16 protein-coding genes are annotated in these 17,366 nt (G+C 68.8%); 8 read left to right on the top strand and 8 right to left on the bottom strand.

Going from position 1 to position 17,366, the window contains the following annotated elements; all coding sequences use genetic code 11:
* Positions 1-8: 8 nt before the first annotated feature.
* Positions 9-602 (bottom strand): hypothetical protein, encoded by a 594-nt coding sequence (locus tag RYH80_RS17580; protein ID WP_370905386.1) that lies wholly within the window; start codon positions 600-602, stop codon positions 9-11.
* 227 nt (positions 603-829) lie between these two features.
* Here RYH80_RS17580 and RYH80_RS17575 point away from each other — a divergent pair, with 227 nt between their 5' ends.
* Entirely contained in the window at positions 830-1,564 is a 735-nt protein-coding gene (locus RYH80_RS17575; RefSeq protein ID WP_370905385.1) for an endonuclease III domain-containing protein, read from the top strand.
* Between the two features lie 64 nt (positions 1,565-1,628).
* Here the strand turns inward: RYH80_RS17575 and RYH80_RS17570 are convergent, their stop codons facing one another.
* Entirely contained in the window at positions 1,629-2,438 is an 810-nt protein-coding gene (locus tag RYH80_RS17570; protein WP_370905384.1) for a carbon-nitrogen hydrolase family protein, read from the bottom strand.
* Positions 2,439-2,626: 188 nt separating this feature from the next.
* Here RYH80_RS17570 and RYH80_RS17565 point away from each other — a divergent pair, with 188 nt between their 5' ends.
* Complete coding sequence (locus RYH80_RS17565; RefSeq protein WP_370905383.1) at positions 2,627-4,513, top strand: S9 family peptidase; 1,887 nt, start codon at positions 2,627-2,629, stop codon at positions 4,511-4,513.
* Positions 4,514-4,609: 96 nt separating this feature from the next.
* Here RYH80_RS17565 and RYH80_RS17560 read toward each other — a convergent pair whose 3' ends face one another.
* Positions 4,610-5,320 (bottom strand): DJ-1/PfpI family protein, encoded by a 711-nt coding sequence (locus RYH80_RS17560; protein ID WP_370905382.1) that lies wholly within the window; start codon positions 5,318-5,320, stop codon positions 4,610-4,612.
* 346 nt (positions 5,321-5,666) lie between these two features.
* Here RYH80_RS17560 and RYH80_RS17555 point away from each other — a divergent pair, with 346 nt between their 5' ends.
* The gene (locus tag RYH80_RS17555; RefSeq protein WP_370905447.1) at positions 5,667-6,872 is read left to right on the top strand and encodes an SDR family oxidoreductase; all 1,206 of its coding nucleotides are present in this window, start codon (positions 5,667-5,669) and stop codon (positions 6,870-6,872) included.
* Positions 6,873-6,975: 103 nt separating this feature from the next.
* Here RYH80_RS17555 and RYH80_RS17550 read toward each other — a convergent pair whose 3' ends face one another.
* On the bottom strand, positions 6,976-7,608 hold the full coding sequence (locus tag RYH80_RS17550; protein WP_370905381.1) for a helix-turn-helix domain-containing protein: 633 nt from the start codon (positions 7,606-7,608) through the stop codon (positions 6,976-6,978).
* A 218-nt stretch (positions 7,609-7,826) separates the two neighbouring features.
* Between RYH80_RS17550 and RYH80_RS17545 the strand changes: the two genes are divergently transcribed.
* Entirely contained in the window at positions 7,827-9,107 is a 1,281-nt protein-coding gene (locus tag RYH80_RS17545) for an ABA4-like family protein (protein ID WP_370905380.1), read from the top strand.
* 47 nt (positions 9,108-9,154) lie between these two features.
* On the opposite strand, the gene RYH80_RS17540 is transcribed toward RYH80_RS17545, so the two are convergent.
* Positions 9,155-10,840, bottom strand: coding sequence for an acetate--CoA ligase (locus tag RYH80_RS17540; RefSeq protein WP_370905379.1), 1,686 nt, complete (start codon positions 10,838-10,840; stop codon positions 9,155-9,157).
* A gap of 418 nt (positions 10,841-11,258) precedes the next feature.
* On the opposite strand from RYH80_RS17540, the gene tatA reads away from it, so the two are divergent.
* The 3 genes from tatA to RYH80_RS17525 all read left to right on the top strand — a co-directional run bounded on the left by tatA (position 11,259) and on the right by RYH80_RS17525 (position 13,221).
* Entirely contained in the window at positions 11,259-11,633 is a 375-nt protein-coding gene (gene tatA, locus RYH80_RS17535) for a twin-arginine translocase TatA/TatE family subunit (protein ID WP_370905378.1), read from the top strand.
* Positions 11,634-11,875: 242 nt separating this feature from the next.
* Positions 11,876-12,163 carry a hypothetical protein gene (locus tag RYH80_RS17530; RefSeq protein ID WP_370905377.1) on the top strand — a complete coding sequence of 96 codons (288 nt, stop codon included), beginning with the start codon at positions 11,876-11,878 and terminating at the stop codon, positions 12,161-12,163.
* A complete protein-coding gene (locus RYH80_RS17525; RefSeq protein WP_370905376.1) occupies positions 12,160-13,221 on the top strand; it encodes an isocitrate lyase/PEP mutase family protein in 1,062 nt (353 codons plus the stop codon). Before RYH80_RS17530 ends, RYH80_RS17525 begins: the two co-directional genes overlap by 4 nt.
* A gap of 62 nt (positions 13,222-13,283) precedes the next feature.
* Here the strand turns inward: RYH80_RS17525 and RYH80_RS17520 are convergent, their stop codons facing one another.
* Complete coding sequence (locus tag RYH80_RS17520; RefSeq protein ID WP_370905375.1) at positions 13,284-14,375, bottom strand: hypothetical protein; 1,092 nt, start codon at positions 14,373-14,375, stop codon at positions 13,284-13,286.
* A 1-nt stretch (position 14,376) separates the two neighbouring features.
* Positions 14,377-14,607: a hypothetical protein gene (locus RYH80_RS17515; protein ID WP_370905374.1), complete on the bottom strand. Its 231-nt coding sequence runs from the start codon at positions 14,605-14,607 to the stop codon at positions 14,377-14,379.
* 230 nt (positions 14,608-14,837) lie between these two features.
* Between RYH80_RS17515 and aceB the strand changes: the two genes are divergently transcribed.
* Positions 14,838-16,151, top strand: a complete 1,314-nt coding sequence (gene aceB, locus RYH80_RS17510; RefSeq protein WP_370905373.1) for a malate synthase AceB — start codon at positions 14,838-14,840, stop codon at positions 16,149-16,151.
* Between the two features lie 86 nt (positions 16,152-16,237).
* Here the strand turns inward: aceB and RYH80_RS17505 are convergent, their stop codons facing one another.
* On the bottom strand, positions 16,238-17,272 hold the full coding sequence (locus RYH80_RS17505) for an alcohol dehydrogenase catalytic domain-containing protein (RefSeq protein WP_370905372.1): 1,035 nt from the start codon (positions 17,270-17,272) through the stop codon (positions 16,238-16,240).
* Positions 17,273-17,366 lie beyond the last annotated feature (94 nt).

The following is a 17,366-nucleotide window of genomic DNA, read 5'->3' as shown; positions in this document are numbered from 1 at the left end:
CCTCCCAGTCACCGATCACCCGCCACCGGCTCGGCGTTCTCCGCGAGCCACCTCGCGTTGCCCAACTGTTCGTCGAACCGCTGGAGGTGTCGCGACACGTCCCCGCGGTTGTTCGGCCCCGACTCCCCCGTCGCCTCGCAGATCTCGCTGTACGTCAACCCGCGCTCGCGCAGTGCCACCACCTCCGCACGGCGTTCCGGTACGCCGTGGCGACGGAGTTGTGCGGCGCGTTCCTGCGGGTTCTTCTCGCGGACGAGCACCGTGTGGCGCCCGTCGACGGCGTCGGGGTCCGCCACCTCGATCCTCGGCTCGGCGTCCACCTCGTGGACGTGGAGGATCGTGTACGACTCGTCGTACCACCGGTCGACGTACACGCCGGCGTCCGGGTCGTGGCGCTCGTGATCCGCGCCCGTGTCTTCGACCGGGTACACCTCGAACGCGAGGCGTCCGGCGGGTGTCGCCACGTCCATCCCGTTCGAGGCAGCGTGAGCGTCGTCCGGTGTCGTGTCTACCTCGACCTCGCCCTCGTCGGCGAGGGCGGCCAGTACCGTCTCGTCCGGCCCGTCGTCCGGCTGGACCGGTGGGTCCGTCTCCTGCGACATCGTGCGTTGGTGTGTGGAGGCCAACAGCTTGAACGTTGGGGTGTGTTGGCCAACAGTGGCACACTGGTGTCTCCTCGGGCGACCGGTTCGAGAGTCACTCGCCCGTCACGACACCGACCCGCGTCCGTGGTCGAGAGACTCGACGCGCAAGACGCGAGACGACCGGCGTGGTCACGGTCGACCTCGGGACCGACGTGTTGAAACTGCCGCCGTCCCAGTGATCGTCCGTGTCTACCGAGTCCGACGAGTGGACGGCCGCGGCCGTCCGCGAACTCCACGACGAACTGGTCGCGCTGTACGAACCCGTCGAGCGCGAGGCCGGCGAGAGTCAGGACACCGGGGCGGACCCGGAAGGAGAACACGGGACGACCGCCGACGCGCGCGGCGTCCGGCAACTCGTGACGACGATCCTCTCGCAGAACGTCGCCGACGAGAACACCCGTCGCGCGGCCGAGAACCTCTTCTCGACGTACGAGGACTACCGCGCCATCGAGGAGGCGCCACTGGAGGAACTCGCCGAGACGGTCCGGGTCGCCGGCCTCCCGGAGACGAAGGCCGAACGCATCCAGCGCGCACTCGCCGCCGTCCGCGAGGAGACTGGCGGGGCCTACTCGCTGGCGTTCCTCGACGCGATGGCGACCGAGGACGCGAAGGCGTGGCTCACCGAGATCAAGGGGATCGGCCCGAAGACCGCCAGCGTCGTCTTGAACTTCCACTTCGGCAAGCCGACGATGGCCGTCGACACGCACGTCGAACGTGTCTCGAAGCGGTTCGGACTCGTCCCCGAGTCCGCGAACAACCAGCGTGCACACGACGTGCTCGACGAGGTGATTCCGGACGAACTGAAGTACCCGCTGCACGTGCTGCTCATCCGACACGGCCGGAGTTTCTGCACCGCCCGCTCGCCGGACTGCGACAACCCGGTCTGCGAGCGCTACTGTGAGTGTGAGGGGTGCGTCTGAGCCGATCGAGATCGTAATTCGTCGTCAGCGAGCGCTACTCACTCCGCCACGTGGTCGAGTTCGGTCACTCCGTCGCGTCGTCGAGCGCCGTCGGGCCCTCGTCGCCGAACACGCCGACCACCTCGCGTTGGTCGCGGAGCACGGCCTCGTCCACCTCCGTCACGAGATCTCGCGGCTGCCGGTCCAGTTCCCGGTGGACGCCGCCGTCGGGTCGCGCCACGAGCGACCGGCCGCCGTACGTCGTCGGGTCCGCGTCGGCGACGCGTTTCGTCCCGGTCCGCCCCGCACCGACCACCCAGCGGACGCCGTCCAGCGCCCGAGCACGCAAGAGCAGTCGCCAGTTCTCCGTGTAGGCGGCGGGCCACGCGCCGCCGACCAACAGCGCCGCCACGTCCGGCTCCGCCAGCGCGGCGCTCTCGTCGACGAAGTTCAGGTCGTAGCAGGTGACGATCCCCGCCCGTCCGACGGGTGTCCGAACCGTGACACGCTCCGAACCGGGAGTCAGGACGCGGTCCTCTCCGCCCCAGAGGTGCCGTTTGCGGTACACCGTGCGGTCGTCCGGTCCGCCCGGGTCGAGGTACGCCGTCGCGTTGTACAGCTCCTCCTCGTCCGGTGCGGCCTCGACGAACCCGACGGTGACGGCCACGTCGGCGTCCGCGGCCGCCTCGTGGATCGCGTCCAACGCCGGTCCGTCGCGGGCGACCGCCCCCGCTGCGACGCGCTCGTCGGCGACGAACCCCGTCAGCGCGTACTCCGGGAAGACGGCCACGTCGACGGACTCCGGGAGCCCGACGAGTCGCTCCGTGATCGTCTCGCGGTTCGTCTCCACGTCCAGGTCGGCGACCTCGATCTGACAGGCGGCGACTGTCGGCACGCACCCAACTTCGGGCCCGACCGAATCGAAGCTTGTGGATCGCGGCGAGGTCGCGGTTCGTGGCTCGTGGTCGGTCCCGTGCCCGGACCCAGTCGACGATTGCACCCGTCGTCCGAGACATATCGAAATTCAGACAGAATCGGACTTCTGCGAGAACTTACGTGTCGTGCGTTCCAGGGTGGTCGTGTATGTCAGACGAAGAGCCGGACGACATCCTCCACGCACTCGCGGAACTCCCGACGCTGGCGGCACCGGCGGTGTCGCCAGACGGCGAACGGATCGCGTACTACTACGACGTGACGGGTCGCAACGAGATCCACCTGTACGACGTCGAGACGGGCGAGTCCGAGCAGTTGAGTGACGGACAGGTCCCCCGATCGGTGAAGGCCGGCTTCCAGTGGCACCCGGACGGAGACCGACTGTTCTACCACCGTGACGAGAACGGTGACGAGCAACACGACCTCCACGTGATGACACTCGACGGAGAGAGCGAGCCGGTCGTCGAGGTCGACGGCCAACTCCGTCTCCACGCAGTGGGTGACGACGGGGAGACGATCCTGTTCGGGTCCAGTCACGAGGGCCAGATGAACCTCTACCGTCACGACCTCGCGAGCGACGAGACGACGAAACTCACGGACTACGACCGTGCGATCAACGGGGCGGAACTGTCGCCCGACTGTGACCGGATCGCGTTCGCCACGAACGAGCGCGACGACTACGACAACGTGGACGTGTACCTCGCGGACGTCGACGGCTCGAACGTCCGCAACCTCGAGGTCGGCGAGGTCGGGGCCGAGGCGATCCCTGTCGACTTCTCGCCCGACGGCGACCGTCTGCTGTTCGTCGACAACTCCACAGACCTCGGACGTCCGGGCGTGTACGACCTCGAGACCGACGACGTGACGTGGTTCGACGACGAGGCGTACGAGGAGGGTGCGAGTCACTTCCTCGGCGACGGCGACCGATTCCTCGCGTCGCGCACACGGGACTCGGTGACAGTTCCGGTCGTCTACGACACCGAGACGGGAGAGGGTCGAGAGCTCGATCTGCCGGCCGGGACCACGCGTGGTGTGGACACGGAGTTGGCCGACGACCGTATCCTGCTGTACCACACCGCGTCGAGCACCCGCGCGGAACTGGTGGCGTACGACCTGACGGCCGACCAGACGGAGACACTGGTGCGGGCCGACTACGGACCGTTCGACCCAGAGGACTTCGTGGAGCCGGAGACGATCCGGTTCACGTCCGACGGTGTGCCGGAGACGCCCGCCGAGGCCGTCGAGCACGAGCCGTACGAAGAGTTCGAGATTCAGGGACTGTTGTTCGACTCCGGCGAGCGACCGTCGCCGCTGCTCGTCAACCCGCACGGTGGCCCGCGGTTCCACGACATGCGTCGGTTCAACTACCGGGTGCAGTTCCTCCTCTCGCGCGGGTTCTCCGTGCTGCAGGTGAACTACCGCGGCTCGACGGGTCGGGGCCGCGAGTTCGTCCGCGAACTGTACGAGGACTGGGGTGGTGCAGAGCAGGGCGACGTGGCGACCGGTGTGGAGTACGTCTTGGAGGAGTACGACTGGCTCGACGAGGACCGCGTCGTCGTCTACGGCGGCTCCTACGGCGGGTTCTCGACCAACTGGCAGGTCGTCCAGTACCCCGAGTTGTACGACGCGGCCGTCACCTCCGTCGGGCTCTCGGACCTGGAGGACATGTACGAGAACACGATGCCACACTTCCGGACGGAGCTGATGGTGAAGAACCTCGGCCACCCCGAGGACAACCCGGAGCTGTACGAGGAGCGCAGCCCGGCACGGTACGCCGAGAACCTCTCGTGTCCGCTCCTGATCGTCCACGGCGTCAACGACCCGCGCGTGCCGGTCTCGCAGGCTCGCATCCTCCGTGACGCGCTCGAAGACGCCGGCTTCGAGCAGGGTGACGACTTCGAGTACGAGGAGTTGGGCGAGGAGGGGCACGGCTCCAGCGACATCGACCAGAAGATCCGCTCGCTGGAGTTGCTCGACGACTTCCTCGACCGACGCGTCGGGACGACGCGGGCGGCCGTCGCGGCGTCCGACGACTGAACGCCGACTGGTGACCGACCGTGGCACCGTCCACGTCGGCGTCACGCCGACGCTGCGCCGTACGGTGTCTGGACACCGTCGTCCCTCGGTCGCCCGTCAGTCTGCGGACTGCGCCCGCTCGGGGATCTCGTGGCCGAGTTCTTCGACCAACACGCGAGCGGCGGCAGTACTCGACTCGGGGCCGCGCGCCGTCACCAGGTCCCCGTCGACTGTGACGCTCGTGTCGGCGTCGAGTTCCGCGTCCCACTCGCCGCCGGCCGCTCGGACCACGTCCTCGACCCAGTACGGGAGCTTGCGGCCGTCTGGCATCCGGTCGTGGTCGTCGACGATGTCCGCCTCCCACTCGTTGGGGAAGCCGGTGACGGAGCGACCCGCGACGAGGAACTCGCCGTCTGCGTCGCGCGCGAACCCGAGGATCCCGACGGCGTGACAGACGACGAGTGCGACGCCGTCGTCGCCGGCCACTGCGGTCCGCAGTGCCGCCCACGCGTCGCGGTCCTGGTTCACGTCCCACTCGGTTCCGTGTCCACCGGGGAACACGACGGCGTCGTAGTCGGCGGCGTCGACCGCCGCGAGCGGCTCCGGATCGGCCAGCCGCTCGTCCGTCTCGTCGACCTCGCGGACGAGTGCGGCGGTCTCCTCGCCCACCGTCTCCGGGTCGACGGACCGCTCGTCGACCTCTGGCGGCTCGCCGGTCGGGGTCGCAACGTCGATCTCGAAGCCGGCCGCGTCCAGCGTAGTCAGCGGCTCGACACACTCTTCTCCCCAGTACCCGCGCTCGCTGACGACGAACAGTGCAGTCGGCACGGTCGACACGAGGGGCCAGACGGACAAGAGGCGGACGCTACCGGGCAGCGTTCGCCGGTGAGCGTGCGGCACTGCGACAAGCTCCCGTGGCACACGCGACGGACGACCGGAACTCGGCCGAGCGGGTCTCGACGAGACCACGTCGCCCAGTCGCGTCCGCGACGGCTGTCGACCCCACGCTCCGGTCGCCGCGACGGCAACGTTCATGCCGCAGGGTGGAGTGGTGTGTCGAGACGTGACGAACACAGCGCAGTCGGCGGCCGGCGAGTCTGCCGCCGACACCACGACGACCGCGAGAACCACTACGGCGACCGCGGGCGACGACGGAGGAGCGTCACGGACACTCCTGACCGGGTTCCCCGGGTTCCTCGGTTCGGCGTTGCTCCCGCGGCTGTTGGCCCGTGGGGACGGTCCGATCACCTGTCTGGTCCAGCCCGCCTACCGCGAGACGGCCGCGCGGCGGGCCGAGGCGGTGGTCGGCGAGGCCCGCGAGATCGCCCGCGAGAGTAGTGCGGACGACACCGACGGGGACACCGACGAGGGCAGTCGCGGCGGCGACACCGTCACCGGCGCCGCACGGCGACCGACGGAGACGACACCCGGTCCGACGGCGTTCGACCCGGCGGCCGAACCCGGACGCCACCTCCGGCTCGTCGAGGGCGACATCACGGAGCCGGATCTGGACCTGGACCCGACGGCCGCCGACCGACTCGGAGCGGTGAACTCGGTGTACCACCTCGCCGCCGTCTACGATCTGGGCGTCTCTCGCGAGGTGGGTGAGGCGGTGAACGTCGACGGCACGCGACACGTCCTCGGGTTCGCTCGGGAGGCGGGCGTCGACCGGTTCCACTACGTCAGCACCTGCTACGTCAGTGGCCGGTACGAGGGTGTCTTCGCGGAGTCGCACCTGCGCGAGGGCCAGTCGTTCAACAACCACTACGAGGCGACGAAGTACCGCGCCGAGGTGCTCGTTCGCGAGGCGATCGCGTCCGGCTTCCCGGCGACGGTCTACCGCCCGTCCATCGTCGTCGGCGACAGCCGGACCGGCGAGACGGAGAAGTACGACGGGCCCTACTACCTGCTGCGACTGCTCGCCGCCCAGCCCGCGTGGCTCTCCGTCTCGCCGTCGCTCCCGGGCGCCGCGCGGACGGAGATGAACGTCGTCCCGCGCGACTTCGTCGTCGACGCGATCGCGGCGCTGTCGGCCCAGCCCGACACCGTGGCCGGCACGTACCACCTGTGTGACCCGGCGCCCCTGACCGTCCCCGCGTTCCTCCGGACGCTGGGCGATGCACTCGGCCACCGGACGCTCGCCGTCCCCGCCCCGAAGCGACTGGTGCGTCGGGGGATGCGGGCCCTCGCAGATCGTGGCGTCGTCACGGAACCGGCGACGGTGGACTACTTCGACCACCCGACGCGGCACGCCAACCCGGCGACACAGCGCGCGCTGGCCGACACCGGCGTCTCGTGTCCGCGGTTCCCCGAGTACGCCGACGCGCTCGTCGCGTACTTCCGCGAGCACCCGGACGTGCGTGTCGACGCGATGCAGTAGTCACTCGGGAGACAGTTACCCGGGGGACGGTGACGCGGTGGACAGTCACTCGGTGGACAGTCGACCGTCGGCGGCCACTCGCCGGTGCGATGTCGCGGCCGACTCACTCGTCGGGTGTGGTGAGGAACTGCGCGGTGACTCGCTGCAGCGCACGACGGAGCGTCCGGCTGGCGGTCGACTCCGTCACGTCGAGTGCCGCCGCCAACTCCGAGAGCGTACACTCGCGTGGCACTTCGAGGTACCCCAGTCGGAGCGCGGTCGCGAGGACGGTCCGCTGACGCTCCGACAGCAACGCCTCCGAGTCGGTCTCGTGAACGAGTGAGAGCAGTTCGTACGGGCGGTCGTGTGCGCTCAGCGTGTCGCGGAACCCCTCGAACTCGGCGCGGGTGCCGACGAAGTCCACCCGATACCACCCGTCGCGGACGACGACCGGGAACTGGACTGGGACATCCGACCGCGCCATGAACTCGTACAGCGCAGTGTCCCTGGTCTCGTACTTCGCGAGCCCCCGCTCCTCGTCCACCTCCAGCCACTCGTAGGAGGTGACCAACTCGTGGTCGGCGATGGCACCGCCGGCCGCCCGCGGGTCCCCCGCGACGACTTCTCCGAGTTGGACCGCGGTCTCCCCCGCGTTGACACCCGAGAGGAGCCGGTAGGTCGCCTCCGGGAACGCCGTCGACACGTCGCAGATCATCGTGTCTGCCGGGAGTTCGACGTCGAACCGTGCCGCGATCACGATGTGATCACCCCGAGGAGAGCCGGTGGCTGCATCCGTTCGTCTCGTCTCTGTGTGATCCGACGACAAAACGGTAGGGTCCGCGACTGGTGCGGTCGAGTCTGTGATGGGTGTCGGTGCGGTCGGGTTTGTGACGGGTGTCGGTGTCGAGAGACACGGCAGGTGCCGGTGCAACAGGTTGCACGAAGGACCAATCACCTGGCTGGAGACGATCACGTATGGCATCGACGACGCAGTTCGCGGAGGAGTCGGTCGGACGGGCGGTCGCCGTCGGCGTTCGCGACTTCGTGGGAGAGTTGTCTCGTCGGAACCGTCTGCTGTTCGCGGTCACCGCCCTCAACGTCGTCCTCGCAGTGGTGTTCACCGTCGGGATGGTGGTCGACCCGCGGACACTGCTCGGCCGGAACGTCTGGACGAAGCCGTGGAAGTTCGCGGTCTCGATCGCGATCTTCACCGGTACGATCGGGTGGATACTGCCGTCACTCTCGCTGTCGGACGGACTCGAACGTCGCGTGAGTCGGATCGTCGGGAGTGCGATGGTGATCGAGATCACACTCATCGCCGGGCAGGCAGCTCGCGGCGTCGAGTCTCACTTCAACAGATCGACGGTCTTCGACACGGCGATCGGTCTCGTGATGGGGCTGACGATCACAGTGAGCACACTCGTCGTCGCGTACGTCCTCTACCGGTTCGTCAGAGATCCGCCGTCGCTCGCCCCCGCCTACCGGTGGGGACTCGGACTCGGACTCGGTGTCTTCGTCGCTGCGAGTCTCGAGGGTGGTGTGATGCTCGCCCAGATGGGGCACGCGGTGGGCGCACCGGAGGGTGGTCCCGGACTCCCGCTCCTGAACTGGAGTCTGACCGGCGGCGACCTCCGGATCGCACACTTCGTCGGACTCCACGCGCTCCAAGTGCTCCCGCTCACGGGGTACCTCGCGACGCGCTGGGACCGACTCTCGACGCGGGGCGCACTGTCTACTGTCGGAGTCGTCGGAACACTGTACGGCGCTCTCACGGTCGGGCTGTTCGTGCTCGCGATTCGAGCCGTCCCGCTGGTGTCGTCGGTCCCCGAGGTCACGACGGCGACCGTGTTCGGCGGGAGTTTCCTCCTCGTCGCTCCGGTGTGGGCGTTGGTGATCCTCGCACCGACGTGGCACGTCACCGAGCGGGTCGCACGGTCGCGGCTCGTCGTGCTCCCGGCGGCGCTGCTGTACGTCGTCCTGATCGCGTCCCAGTTCGAGACCGCGGCCGCGACAGTTCTCTCGCCGTCGGTCGCGGGTGTGACGGCGCTGTTCGCGACGAACCTCGGGGCGACGGCCGCGTGGGTCCACTTCCTCGCGTTCGACCTGTTCGTCGGCCGGTGGGTGTACCTCGACGCCCGTCGCCGAGAGCTGTCGCCGGTCGTCGTCTCCCCGGTGTTGTGTCTCACGCTACTGTTCGGCCCGGCCGGGTTCGTGGCGTATCTCACCGTCCGCGCAGGCGCAGCGGCGTGGCGGTGATCGGGTCCTCCAGTGGCACGCCGCTGGGAGACCACGCCCGCGACTCCTCAGGGCGTGTCCACGTCCGCCTCGGCGGCGGCCTCGTCCTGCAACTCGGTGCGCCGGATCTTCCCCGTCACCGTCTTCGGCAGCTCCTCGCGGAACTCGATCTCTCGGGGGTACTCGTGGGCCGAGAGCTCGGTCTTCACGTGCTCTCTGATCTCGTCCGCCAGCCCCTCGGACGGCTCTGCGTCGCCACTCGGGACGACGAACGCCTTCACGACGTTGCCGCGCTCGCGGTGAGGCTTGGGCACGACGGCGGCCTCCGCGACCGCCTCGTGTTCGCCGAGTGAACTCTCCACCTCGAAGGGGCCGATCCGGTACCCCGACGAGAGGATCACGTCGTCGGCTCGCCCCTCGAACCAGAAGTAGCCGTCCTCGTCGACGTGTGCGAGGTCACCCGAGAGGTACCACTCCCCGTCCGGGCCGTCGACGAAACAGGCCGCGGTTTTCTCGGGCTTCTCGTGGTAGCCGGCGAAGAAGCACGGGTAGTCGCCGCGCTGGGCGATCTCCCCGGTCTCGCCCGGCGGGAGCACCTCGCCGGTGTCCGGATCGACGACGGCCGCCCCGACACCGGGGAGTGGCTTCCCCATCGACCCCGGCCGGAGCTCCTCCGTCGGGTAGTTGTTGATCACCATGTTCCCGGTCTCCGTCTGCCCGTACGTGTCGAGGATCGTCACGTCGAGCGTCTCCTCCCCCCAGTCGACGACCCCAGCACTCAGCGGCTCGCCGATGGACAGCGCGTGGCGCAAGTCGAGGTCGACACCCTCGAGGACCGACTCGTTCTCTCGGAGCATCCGGTAGGCGGTCGGGACGGAGAACAACACCGAGATCGGGTACTCGTCGAGCAACGCGGCCCAGGTCTCGGGGTCGAACTCCCCCTCGTACGTGAACAGCGGCGTCCCCCAGAACCAGGCACCCAGGGTGTTGATCGCGCCCGTCAGCCACCCCAGGTCCCCGGTGCTCCAGTAGAGGTCACCCGGCTGGAGGTCGACGGCGTACCGCTGTGTGGCTGCGACGCCCGCGATCCAGCGGTGGCGGTGTGACACCCCCTTCGCCGGTCCGGTGGTCCCGGAGGTGTAGTACAGCATCGCGTCGTCCTCGCCGCCCGTGTCGGCCGTCTCGTAGTCCGTGTCGGCCCCGTCCAGTGCCGGACCGAACGCCACGTCGCTCGGCGGTGCGCCGCCGCCGCGGTCGACCGTGATCACGTGCTCGACGGTCGGTGCGTCCTCGAGTGCGGCCGCCACGGTCTCCCGGTTGTCAGTCGTCGTGACCACCGCTCGGGCGTCACAGTCGGCCAACCGGTAGGCGATCCCGTCTGGACCGAACCGCTCGTTGACACTCCCCCAGACGGCACCGCGTTTCAGTGTGCCGACCAGCGCGACGTAGTGCTCCGGAATCCGTGGCATGTACGAGACCACGGGGTCGCCGCGCTCGACCCCCAGCGTCTCGAGGACGTTCGCGAACTGGTTCGAGCGCTGGGAGAGTTCCCAGAACGTCGTCTTCGAGAGTTCGCCGTCCGTGCCGACCTGGTAGAGCGCGACGGTCCCGCGGTCGTCGGCGTGGCGGTCGACCGTCTCGTGGGCGACGTTCAGCGACTCCGGGGCGTCCCAGTCCGCCTCGTCGTGCACGTCCGTCCACTCGAACGTCTCGTACGTCTCCGTGTAGTCCGTCAGGTTGTGTTGGAGGGACACGGTCGCCCCCTCACCGGGGGACGACATGAATCCGACGGCCGATTCCCTCACACTGGGGGCGACACACCCCGTGTGCGAGAAGAAACTGTGGGCCACTCGCGACGTGTTTCCTCCGCGAGGGGCTCTCGCACGGAACGCGACGAGACGACCGCAGGTCCACGGAGAGAGACCGACGTAGGATTTTAGTGTGTCACGATGCAGTCGTCTCCTGTCGACGGCAGGGTGGTACGGCCCGTGCCGTCGGCGAGTGGGACTTGTCGTCACGTGCGCCCACGCAGCACGCACGTGACGGCCCAGAGGAGACGCGACATGGGTACACTCCTCTCCTCCCACTCGGCAGTCACCGCGTGAAACCGGCGATTCTCCACGTGTGAGTGTCGTACTCTACAGTTATGTCCTCTGGGTGCGTACGACCACCATGGTAGGTGTACCGCTGTTCGGGATGTTACCAGGTGGACCGGAACTGATCGTGATCTTGCTCGTCGTCGTACTCCTGTTCGGCGCGAACAAGGTGCCGAAGCTCGCCCGTGCCAGCGGGCAGGCGATGGGGGAGTTCCGCCGTGGCCGCGAGGACATCGAGCGCGAACTCCGCGAGTCGGCCGCCGTGGGGGCCGCGTCGAGTGCCGTCGGAGCCGAGGCAGCGTCGGGTGTCGACACGGAGGAGGAGGTGGATCTGGACGAGGTCGTCGACTCTGAGGAGACGATCGACTCGGACGCGGACGACCCCGTGGCGGACGAGTCGGTGAGTGAGACCGACGGCACGGAGACGGATCGCGAGTCGGCAGAGCGGTGAGAGTCGACCGCCGGTGAGTGGGTGACCCCGGACGGCCAGTCTGGCACGCACGAGACCGACTGTTCTTCCGCACCACCGACACACGTCGAACCCTCGACTCGACGATAGTACGGTAGTACGACTACCCATACTCGAAACGGTGTCAACGTATCACATACAAGGACTGCCCCACACTGCCCCAGACGTTTATCATGAAAGTTCATTACAGTCAAGTGGGTGGCGCCGTTCTCTCCACCCGAGTCATGTCGAGCACGCACGACGCGACGCGACCCGGCGAGACGCGACGGACGACCGAACCCCAGGTCGGCGGCGACCGAGACGACCCACTCCCGACTCGCGGCACGGAGTGTGAAGTGCCGGCGGAACGGCCGACGCCGACCGTCGGCGAGACTGAGGCGCCGCTGGTGCCGGACCTGCGTGGCCTCGGCGACCGCGCGACCGGGGAACGCGAGCGGACCGACGAGGGTGGCCGCGGCCGCCGCGTCGGGCGGGACCCGCTGGAACGTGCCCTGATGGAGGACGCCGAATGAACCCGACCGAACTCGACCAGGACGTCTTCGAGCGCGACGTGGACAACCCACAGGGGGCGGAGTTCCGTCGGCTCTTAGAGACGGAAGACTTCGTGTTCGCGCCGGGGCTGTACCACGCGCTCGACGCCCGACTCGCGGAGATGGCCGACCTCGACGCGGTGTACATGTCCGGCTACTCGACGGTGTTGGGGCAGTTCGGGTTCCCGGACCTGGAGATGGTGACGATGACCGAGATGGTCGAGAACGCCAAGCGGATCGCGGAGGCGACGAACCTCCCCGTCGTCGCCGACTGTGACACGGGGTACGGCGGCGTCCACAACGTCCGCCGGGCGGTCCGCGAGTACGAGAAGGCCGGCGTCGCCGCGATCCACATCGAAGACCAGACCACGCCGAAGCGGTGCGGCCACGTCGCCGGCAAGCAGATCGTCGACCGCGAGGAGGCGGTCGCCCGCTTCGAGGCCGCCGTCGACGCCAAGCAGTCCGAAGACACCGTCATCATCGCGCGGACGGACGCCTACGGCTCCGCGAACGGGGACTGGGAGGAACACCTCGAACGCGGCCGGCTGTACGCCGACGCCGGCGTCGATCTCGTCTGGCCCGAGATGCCAGATCCGTCCCGTGAAGACGCCGTCGAGTACGCCCAGACGCTCCACGAGACGCACCCGGAGGTCGATCTCGCCTTCAACTACTCCTCCTCGTTCGAGTGGAGCGCCGAAGAGGACCCGCTGACGTTCGCGGAACTCGGGGACTTGGGGTACAAGTACATCTTCGTCACGCTGTTCGCGCTCCACTCCGGCGCTCACGCCGTCTACGAGGACATGGTGCGGGCCGCCGAGGGCGACGAGGAGGCGCAGTTCGCGCTGGAGGATCGCTACGTCGGCCACGAGACGGAGAGCCACCACGAACTCTCCTTCGTCGACCGGTTCCAGGACATCGAACGGCGGTTCGACCCCGCCGCGGCAGAGCGGATCGAGAACTCCGCCGGCTTCGCGGAGGATCAGACCGATCCCATCTCGACGGACGACCGCGAGGAAGAGGAACTGACGAGCGACGACTGATCACCTGGCCCGTTCACACGAACCACCCGTGTGGACGGCAGTCGAGATTCTCGACGCCCCGCTCACATGTCCAGGACGGGCGTGTCCTGGGTGGCACGGATGACGAACACGTCCGCGTCCGTCGCCAGCGACGGGACGTAGACGCTCGTGTTCAACTCCTTGCGTGCCTCGGTGACGACCTCGCCGACCGGGAGGTAGGCGGTCTTCACCGGGACGCCCGCGGCGTTGGTGAACCGCACCGCCACCTCCGCCTTCGCCGTGTCGCCCTGGTTGTGGACGGTCGCTTTGATCCGCACCTGCTGACCCTGCTGGTCGGCGACCTGTGTCTGAACCCCGTCTTGGAAGAACGCGTACTCCGTGACGACGATGTTGTCGACCGGGTCGGCTTTGATGTACGCGAACAGCCGGTCGCCCATGTCGTCGACCATCTCCTCCAACTCCTCGTCGTCGACGAGCGCGCTGATCGGGTTCAACGCGGCCCGGAGACTGCCGGCGACGACCTTCCGGTTCTTCGAGGTGGACTTCAGCTCCTGGTACTCCGTGAGGAACGAGTCCATCTGGCGGGGCAGTTCCCCGTCGAAGTGCTCGCGCAGTCGCTTGATCTCCTGGTCGAAGTTGATCTGTTTCGGGAGCGGGACGTTCGGCTTCGCACGAACCGCCTCCAGCTGTTCCGGCTCCGTGTGCTCGTCGTCGTCGGTGAGCACCCGCGCGTCGTCGGAGAAGTACCCGAGCAGGTCGAGCACCATCCCGATGATCAGCGTCACCACCGTCACCGAGAGCACGATCCCCGCGAAGTACTGGTTGATCGGCGGCGGGAACGCGAACGTGAAGATGGCGACGAACATCGCCGTCACGCCAGTCACCGTCAACAGGAACGCGCCGAGGTTCTCGAACTCCTCGCCGCCCGAAGCCGCCGCGGCTGCCTCCTCTGCGACCGCGCTCGGGTCCGCGAGGTCGACGTCGTCGTCCGACTCCGATGCGGGTGCCGAGCCGGTCGCCGACGCGGGTGAGGAGTCGGTCGTCGACTCGCCCGACGCCCCGGTCGCACCCGTCGACTCGCTCCCGACGGTGCCCTCCCCGTTCACGCCGGTACTCGGATCGCTCGTCTCGGCCGTGTCACCCGTGTCGCCGGGTGATCCGTCGGCGTCGCTCATCTCACTGCGCAGTCCCTCGCTGCAGGTCCGCGGTCGTCTCGTACACCATCGACAGCAGGTGCGAGAGCCACAGCCCGATGGTGATACCGAACGCCACGCCCGCCCCGAGAATTCGGATACGCGTGCCCAGCGGCGGCGCCAACGCCAGCACGGCGGTCAACGCGCCGAACACGACCATCATCACGTACTGTAACTTCGTCAGGTAGTCCACGTTCTCGAGTCGCGGTATCATGGGGAGAATCACGGGCGTCGAAGGGATAAACCCCACCGATACGACGACTTCGCCGGACGGAGACGGGCCACCGCCGGCGGTCGCCGCTCGCAGTCGTCGCCGACGACCGCCCGACGGTTCGATCTGCCCGCCGAGAGAACTACTCGGAGTCGAATTCCCGGGACGGCGCTCGGGCGAAGTTGGTCGCTTCCACGAAGGTTTATGCGAGTTCCGGCGGTGTCTCGGGACACATGACGGTCACCGACCGCCACTACGACCGCGAGTTCGTGCGGACGTTCTTCACCTCGCCGACGGCCGTCGAGGGCGAGGAGGACTCGGCACGACTGCTGGAGAGCGCCGCCCGACTGCGCGGGATGGAGGCCCCGGACGTGTGGGTGCCGGACAACGAGGACGCCACCGCGCCGTCGATGCGCGAGGAGGGTGTCGAGAATATCGTCCGCGTCGTCGGCGAGCACGGCGACGAGTTCCCCGGCGAGATCCACCCGCGTGTCGTCTGGCACCGCGACGACCCGGGGACGCGCCACACCGGGTTCGAGCACATGCGCGCCATCGCCGACCCCGACGAGGGTGCCGGCGAGCAGGTCGACGGGTTCGTGATCCCCGAGGTGGGCGACCTGGACGACTGGAAGAAGGCCGACGAGTTCCTCACCATCGTCGAGTCCGAGCACGGCCTCCCGGAGGGAAGTCTCTCGATGTCGGTGATCGTCGAGAGCGCGGCCGCCGAGATCGGACTCAACCGGCTCCGCGAAGAGATGGGGAAGCCGTCGAACAACCTCGAACGGCTGTTCCTGCTGGTCGACGGGGAGGTCGACTACACGAAGGACATGCGGGCGATGACGCCGACCGGTGCGCTCCCGGAGTGGGAGACGCTGCGACACAACACCTCTCGCGGTGCGAGCGCAGCGGGGCTGATCGCCGTCGACGGCCCGTACGACGACATCCGCGACGTGGCGGGCTACCGCGAGCGGATGGAGGCGAATCGCGCACTCGGGATGACGGGCATCTGGTCGCTCACGCCGGGCCAGGTGGAGGTGGCGAACCGCGCCCCGCTCCCGCCGGCGTCCGGCCACTGGCTGCTGGAGGTGGGCGACGAGAGCGTCGAGTTGACGACCGACGACTCCGGGACGCTGGTGTACGAGGGTGACGACGCCGACTTGGAGCAGACCGCTGCGGACACTTACCGGCTCACGATCGACGGCCGCACGGAGGAGGTGGACGCCGACGAACTCCACGAGCGGCTGGTCGACCGCACCTCGTACGTCCCCGGACTCGACGACATCGTCGACTCGATGGAGGAGTTCGAGGCCGCCAAGGAGGCGGGGAAGGGTGCCATCGCGATGACGCGGGACGCGACGCTGCAACTCGGGGACACTGCCGTCGACGTGAGTCGGGACCGGATGTGGGACGAGGCGACGTACCAGGCCGCACAGACGCCGATCCTCGTGTTCCAGGACGTGTACGAGCACCGCCCGGACCAACACGACGAGTTGGCGGAGACGTACGGCGCCGACGTGGTCGAGCGGGCGACGCAGGTCGGGAACTGAACGGCGCAGGGGGAACTCGCACCGCCGCGGGTCGAGGGCCGTTTCGCGTCGCGGGCCGAGGCCGCTGTGGGGCCCGTGACCGGTCGTCAGGGCTCGAGGACGGCTCTGAACCGCGTCCGATTCTCTGCCGTCCGCCGGTACGCCGCCGCGGCGTCCGCCAACGGGAACTGTTCGACGACGGGATCGAGCGCACCCTCGACACCCAGCGCGAAGGTGTCCTCGGCGTCGACCGGTGTCCCCGAGGACCACCCGCGGACGGAGGCGCGTCCGGCCACCAACCGCCCCACGTCGACCGGGACCGGGCCGTCCGGCGGCGCGACGAGGAGAAGTTGGCCGTTCGGTGCCAGGCCGTCGACGACGGCGGCGATCGCACTGCGTGAGGGCGCAGTGCCGAGGAGCACGTCCGCGCCACCCAGTTCCCGCAGTCGACTCGCGGGGTCGTCGTCCGTCGTGTCGACGTAGTGGTCCGCACCGAACTCGAACGCCGCCTCGCGCTTGTCGGTCCCCCGCGAGAGGGCGACGGTCTCGAACCCGGCGTGTGCGGCGGTCTGGACGGCGAGGTGGCCGACGCCGCCGATCCCCTGGACGGCGACGGTGTCGCCCGGCCGCGCTGGACCGTGCCGGAGCGCGTTGAACGCCGTCGTCCCCGCACAGACGAGCGCCGCGGCGTCCGTCGCCGCGAGTCCGTCGGGGACGCGTGCCAGCGCGTCGCGGTGCGCCGTCGTGTACTCGGCGTAGCCGCCGTCACGGTGGATCGCGGTCACGCGCTGCTCCGGACAGTTCGTGTGGTCGCCGCGCCGACAGGGGTCACACCGACCGCAGTGGCCCGCGTGCCAGCCCACCGCGACCCGGTCGCCCGACTCGACGGCCGTGACGCGCTCGCCGGTCGCCACGACGCGACCGACCACTTCGTGGCCGGGGACGCGCGGGTACGTCGTCGCTGCGCCGTCCGCCACCGCCGCCGTATCGCCGCCACAGATGCCGCAGGCGGCGACGTCGATCAGCACCTCCTCGATCCCGGGTGTCGGTCGCTCGCGCTCGACGAGTTCGAGGCGATCGGCGGGGGTCGTCGCCGCGGTGTCGCCGTCCGGCTCGGGCTCGCTCACGACGACGGCGCGCACGGCGGCCACCTCCCGAACGTCCGCGTCCCGGCTGCTCGTGTCGTCGACCCACGAGCGAGTCGGAGGAGAGCATCGGTCGGTACGGTGGTCCCGC

This window comes from Halobaculum sp. MBLA0147 (assembly GCF_041361345.1).
Taxonomy (GTDB): domain Archaea; phylum Halobacteriota; class Halobacteria; order Halobacteriales; family Haloferacaceae; genus JAHENP01.
Note: the sequence above shows the minus strand (reverse complement) of the source record. Positions and strands in the feature narration are given on the sequence as shown.

What these genes read in the sequence shown, in the direction of transcription:
- RYH80_RS17515 (WP_370905374.1), bottom strand. Translation starts at nt 14,607, where the DNA reads ATGATACCGCGACTCGAGAACGTGGACTACCTGACGAAGTTACAGTAC.
- RYH80_RS17545 (WP_370905380.1), top strand. Translation starts at nt 7,827, where the DNA reads ATGGCATCGACGACGCAGTTCGCGGAGGAGTCGGTCGGACGGGCGGTC.
- tatA (WP_370905378.1), top strand. Translation starts at nt 11,259, where the DNA reads ATGGTAGGTGTACCGCTGTTCGGGATGTTACCAGGTGGACCGGAACTG.
- RYH80_RS17565 (WP_370905383.1), top strand. Translation starts at nt 2,627, where the DNA reads ATGTCAGACGAAGAGCCGGACGACATCCTCCACGCACTCGCGGAACTC.
- RYH80_RS17580 (WP_370905386.1), bottom strand. Translation starts at nt 602, where the DNA reads ATGTCGCAGGAGACGGACCCACCGGTCCAGCCGGACGACGGGCCGGAC.
- aceB (WP_370905373.1), top strand. Translation starts at nt 14,838, where the DNA reads ATGACGGTCACCGACCGCCACTACGACCGCGAGTTCGTGCGGACGTTC.
- RYH80_RS17525 (WP_370905376.1), top strand. Translation starts at nt 12,160, where the DNA reads ATGAACCCGACCGAACTCGACCAGGACGTCTTCGAGCGCGACGTGGAC.
- RYH80_RS17530 (WP_370905377.1), top strand. Translation starts at nt 11,876, where the DNA reads ATGTCGAGCACGCACGACGCGACGCGACCCGGCGAGACGCGACGGACG.
- RYH80_RS17520 (WP_370905375.1), bottom strand. Translation starts at nt 14,375, where the DNA reads ATGAGCGACGCCGACGGATCACCCGGCGACACGGGTGACACGGCCGAG.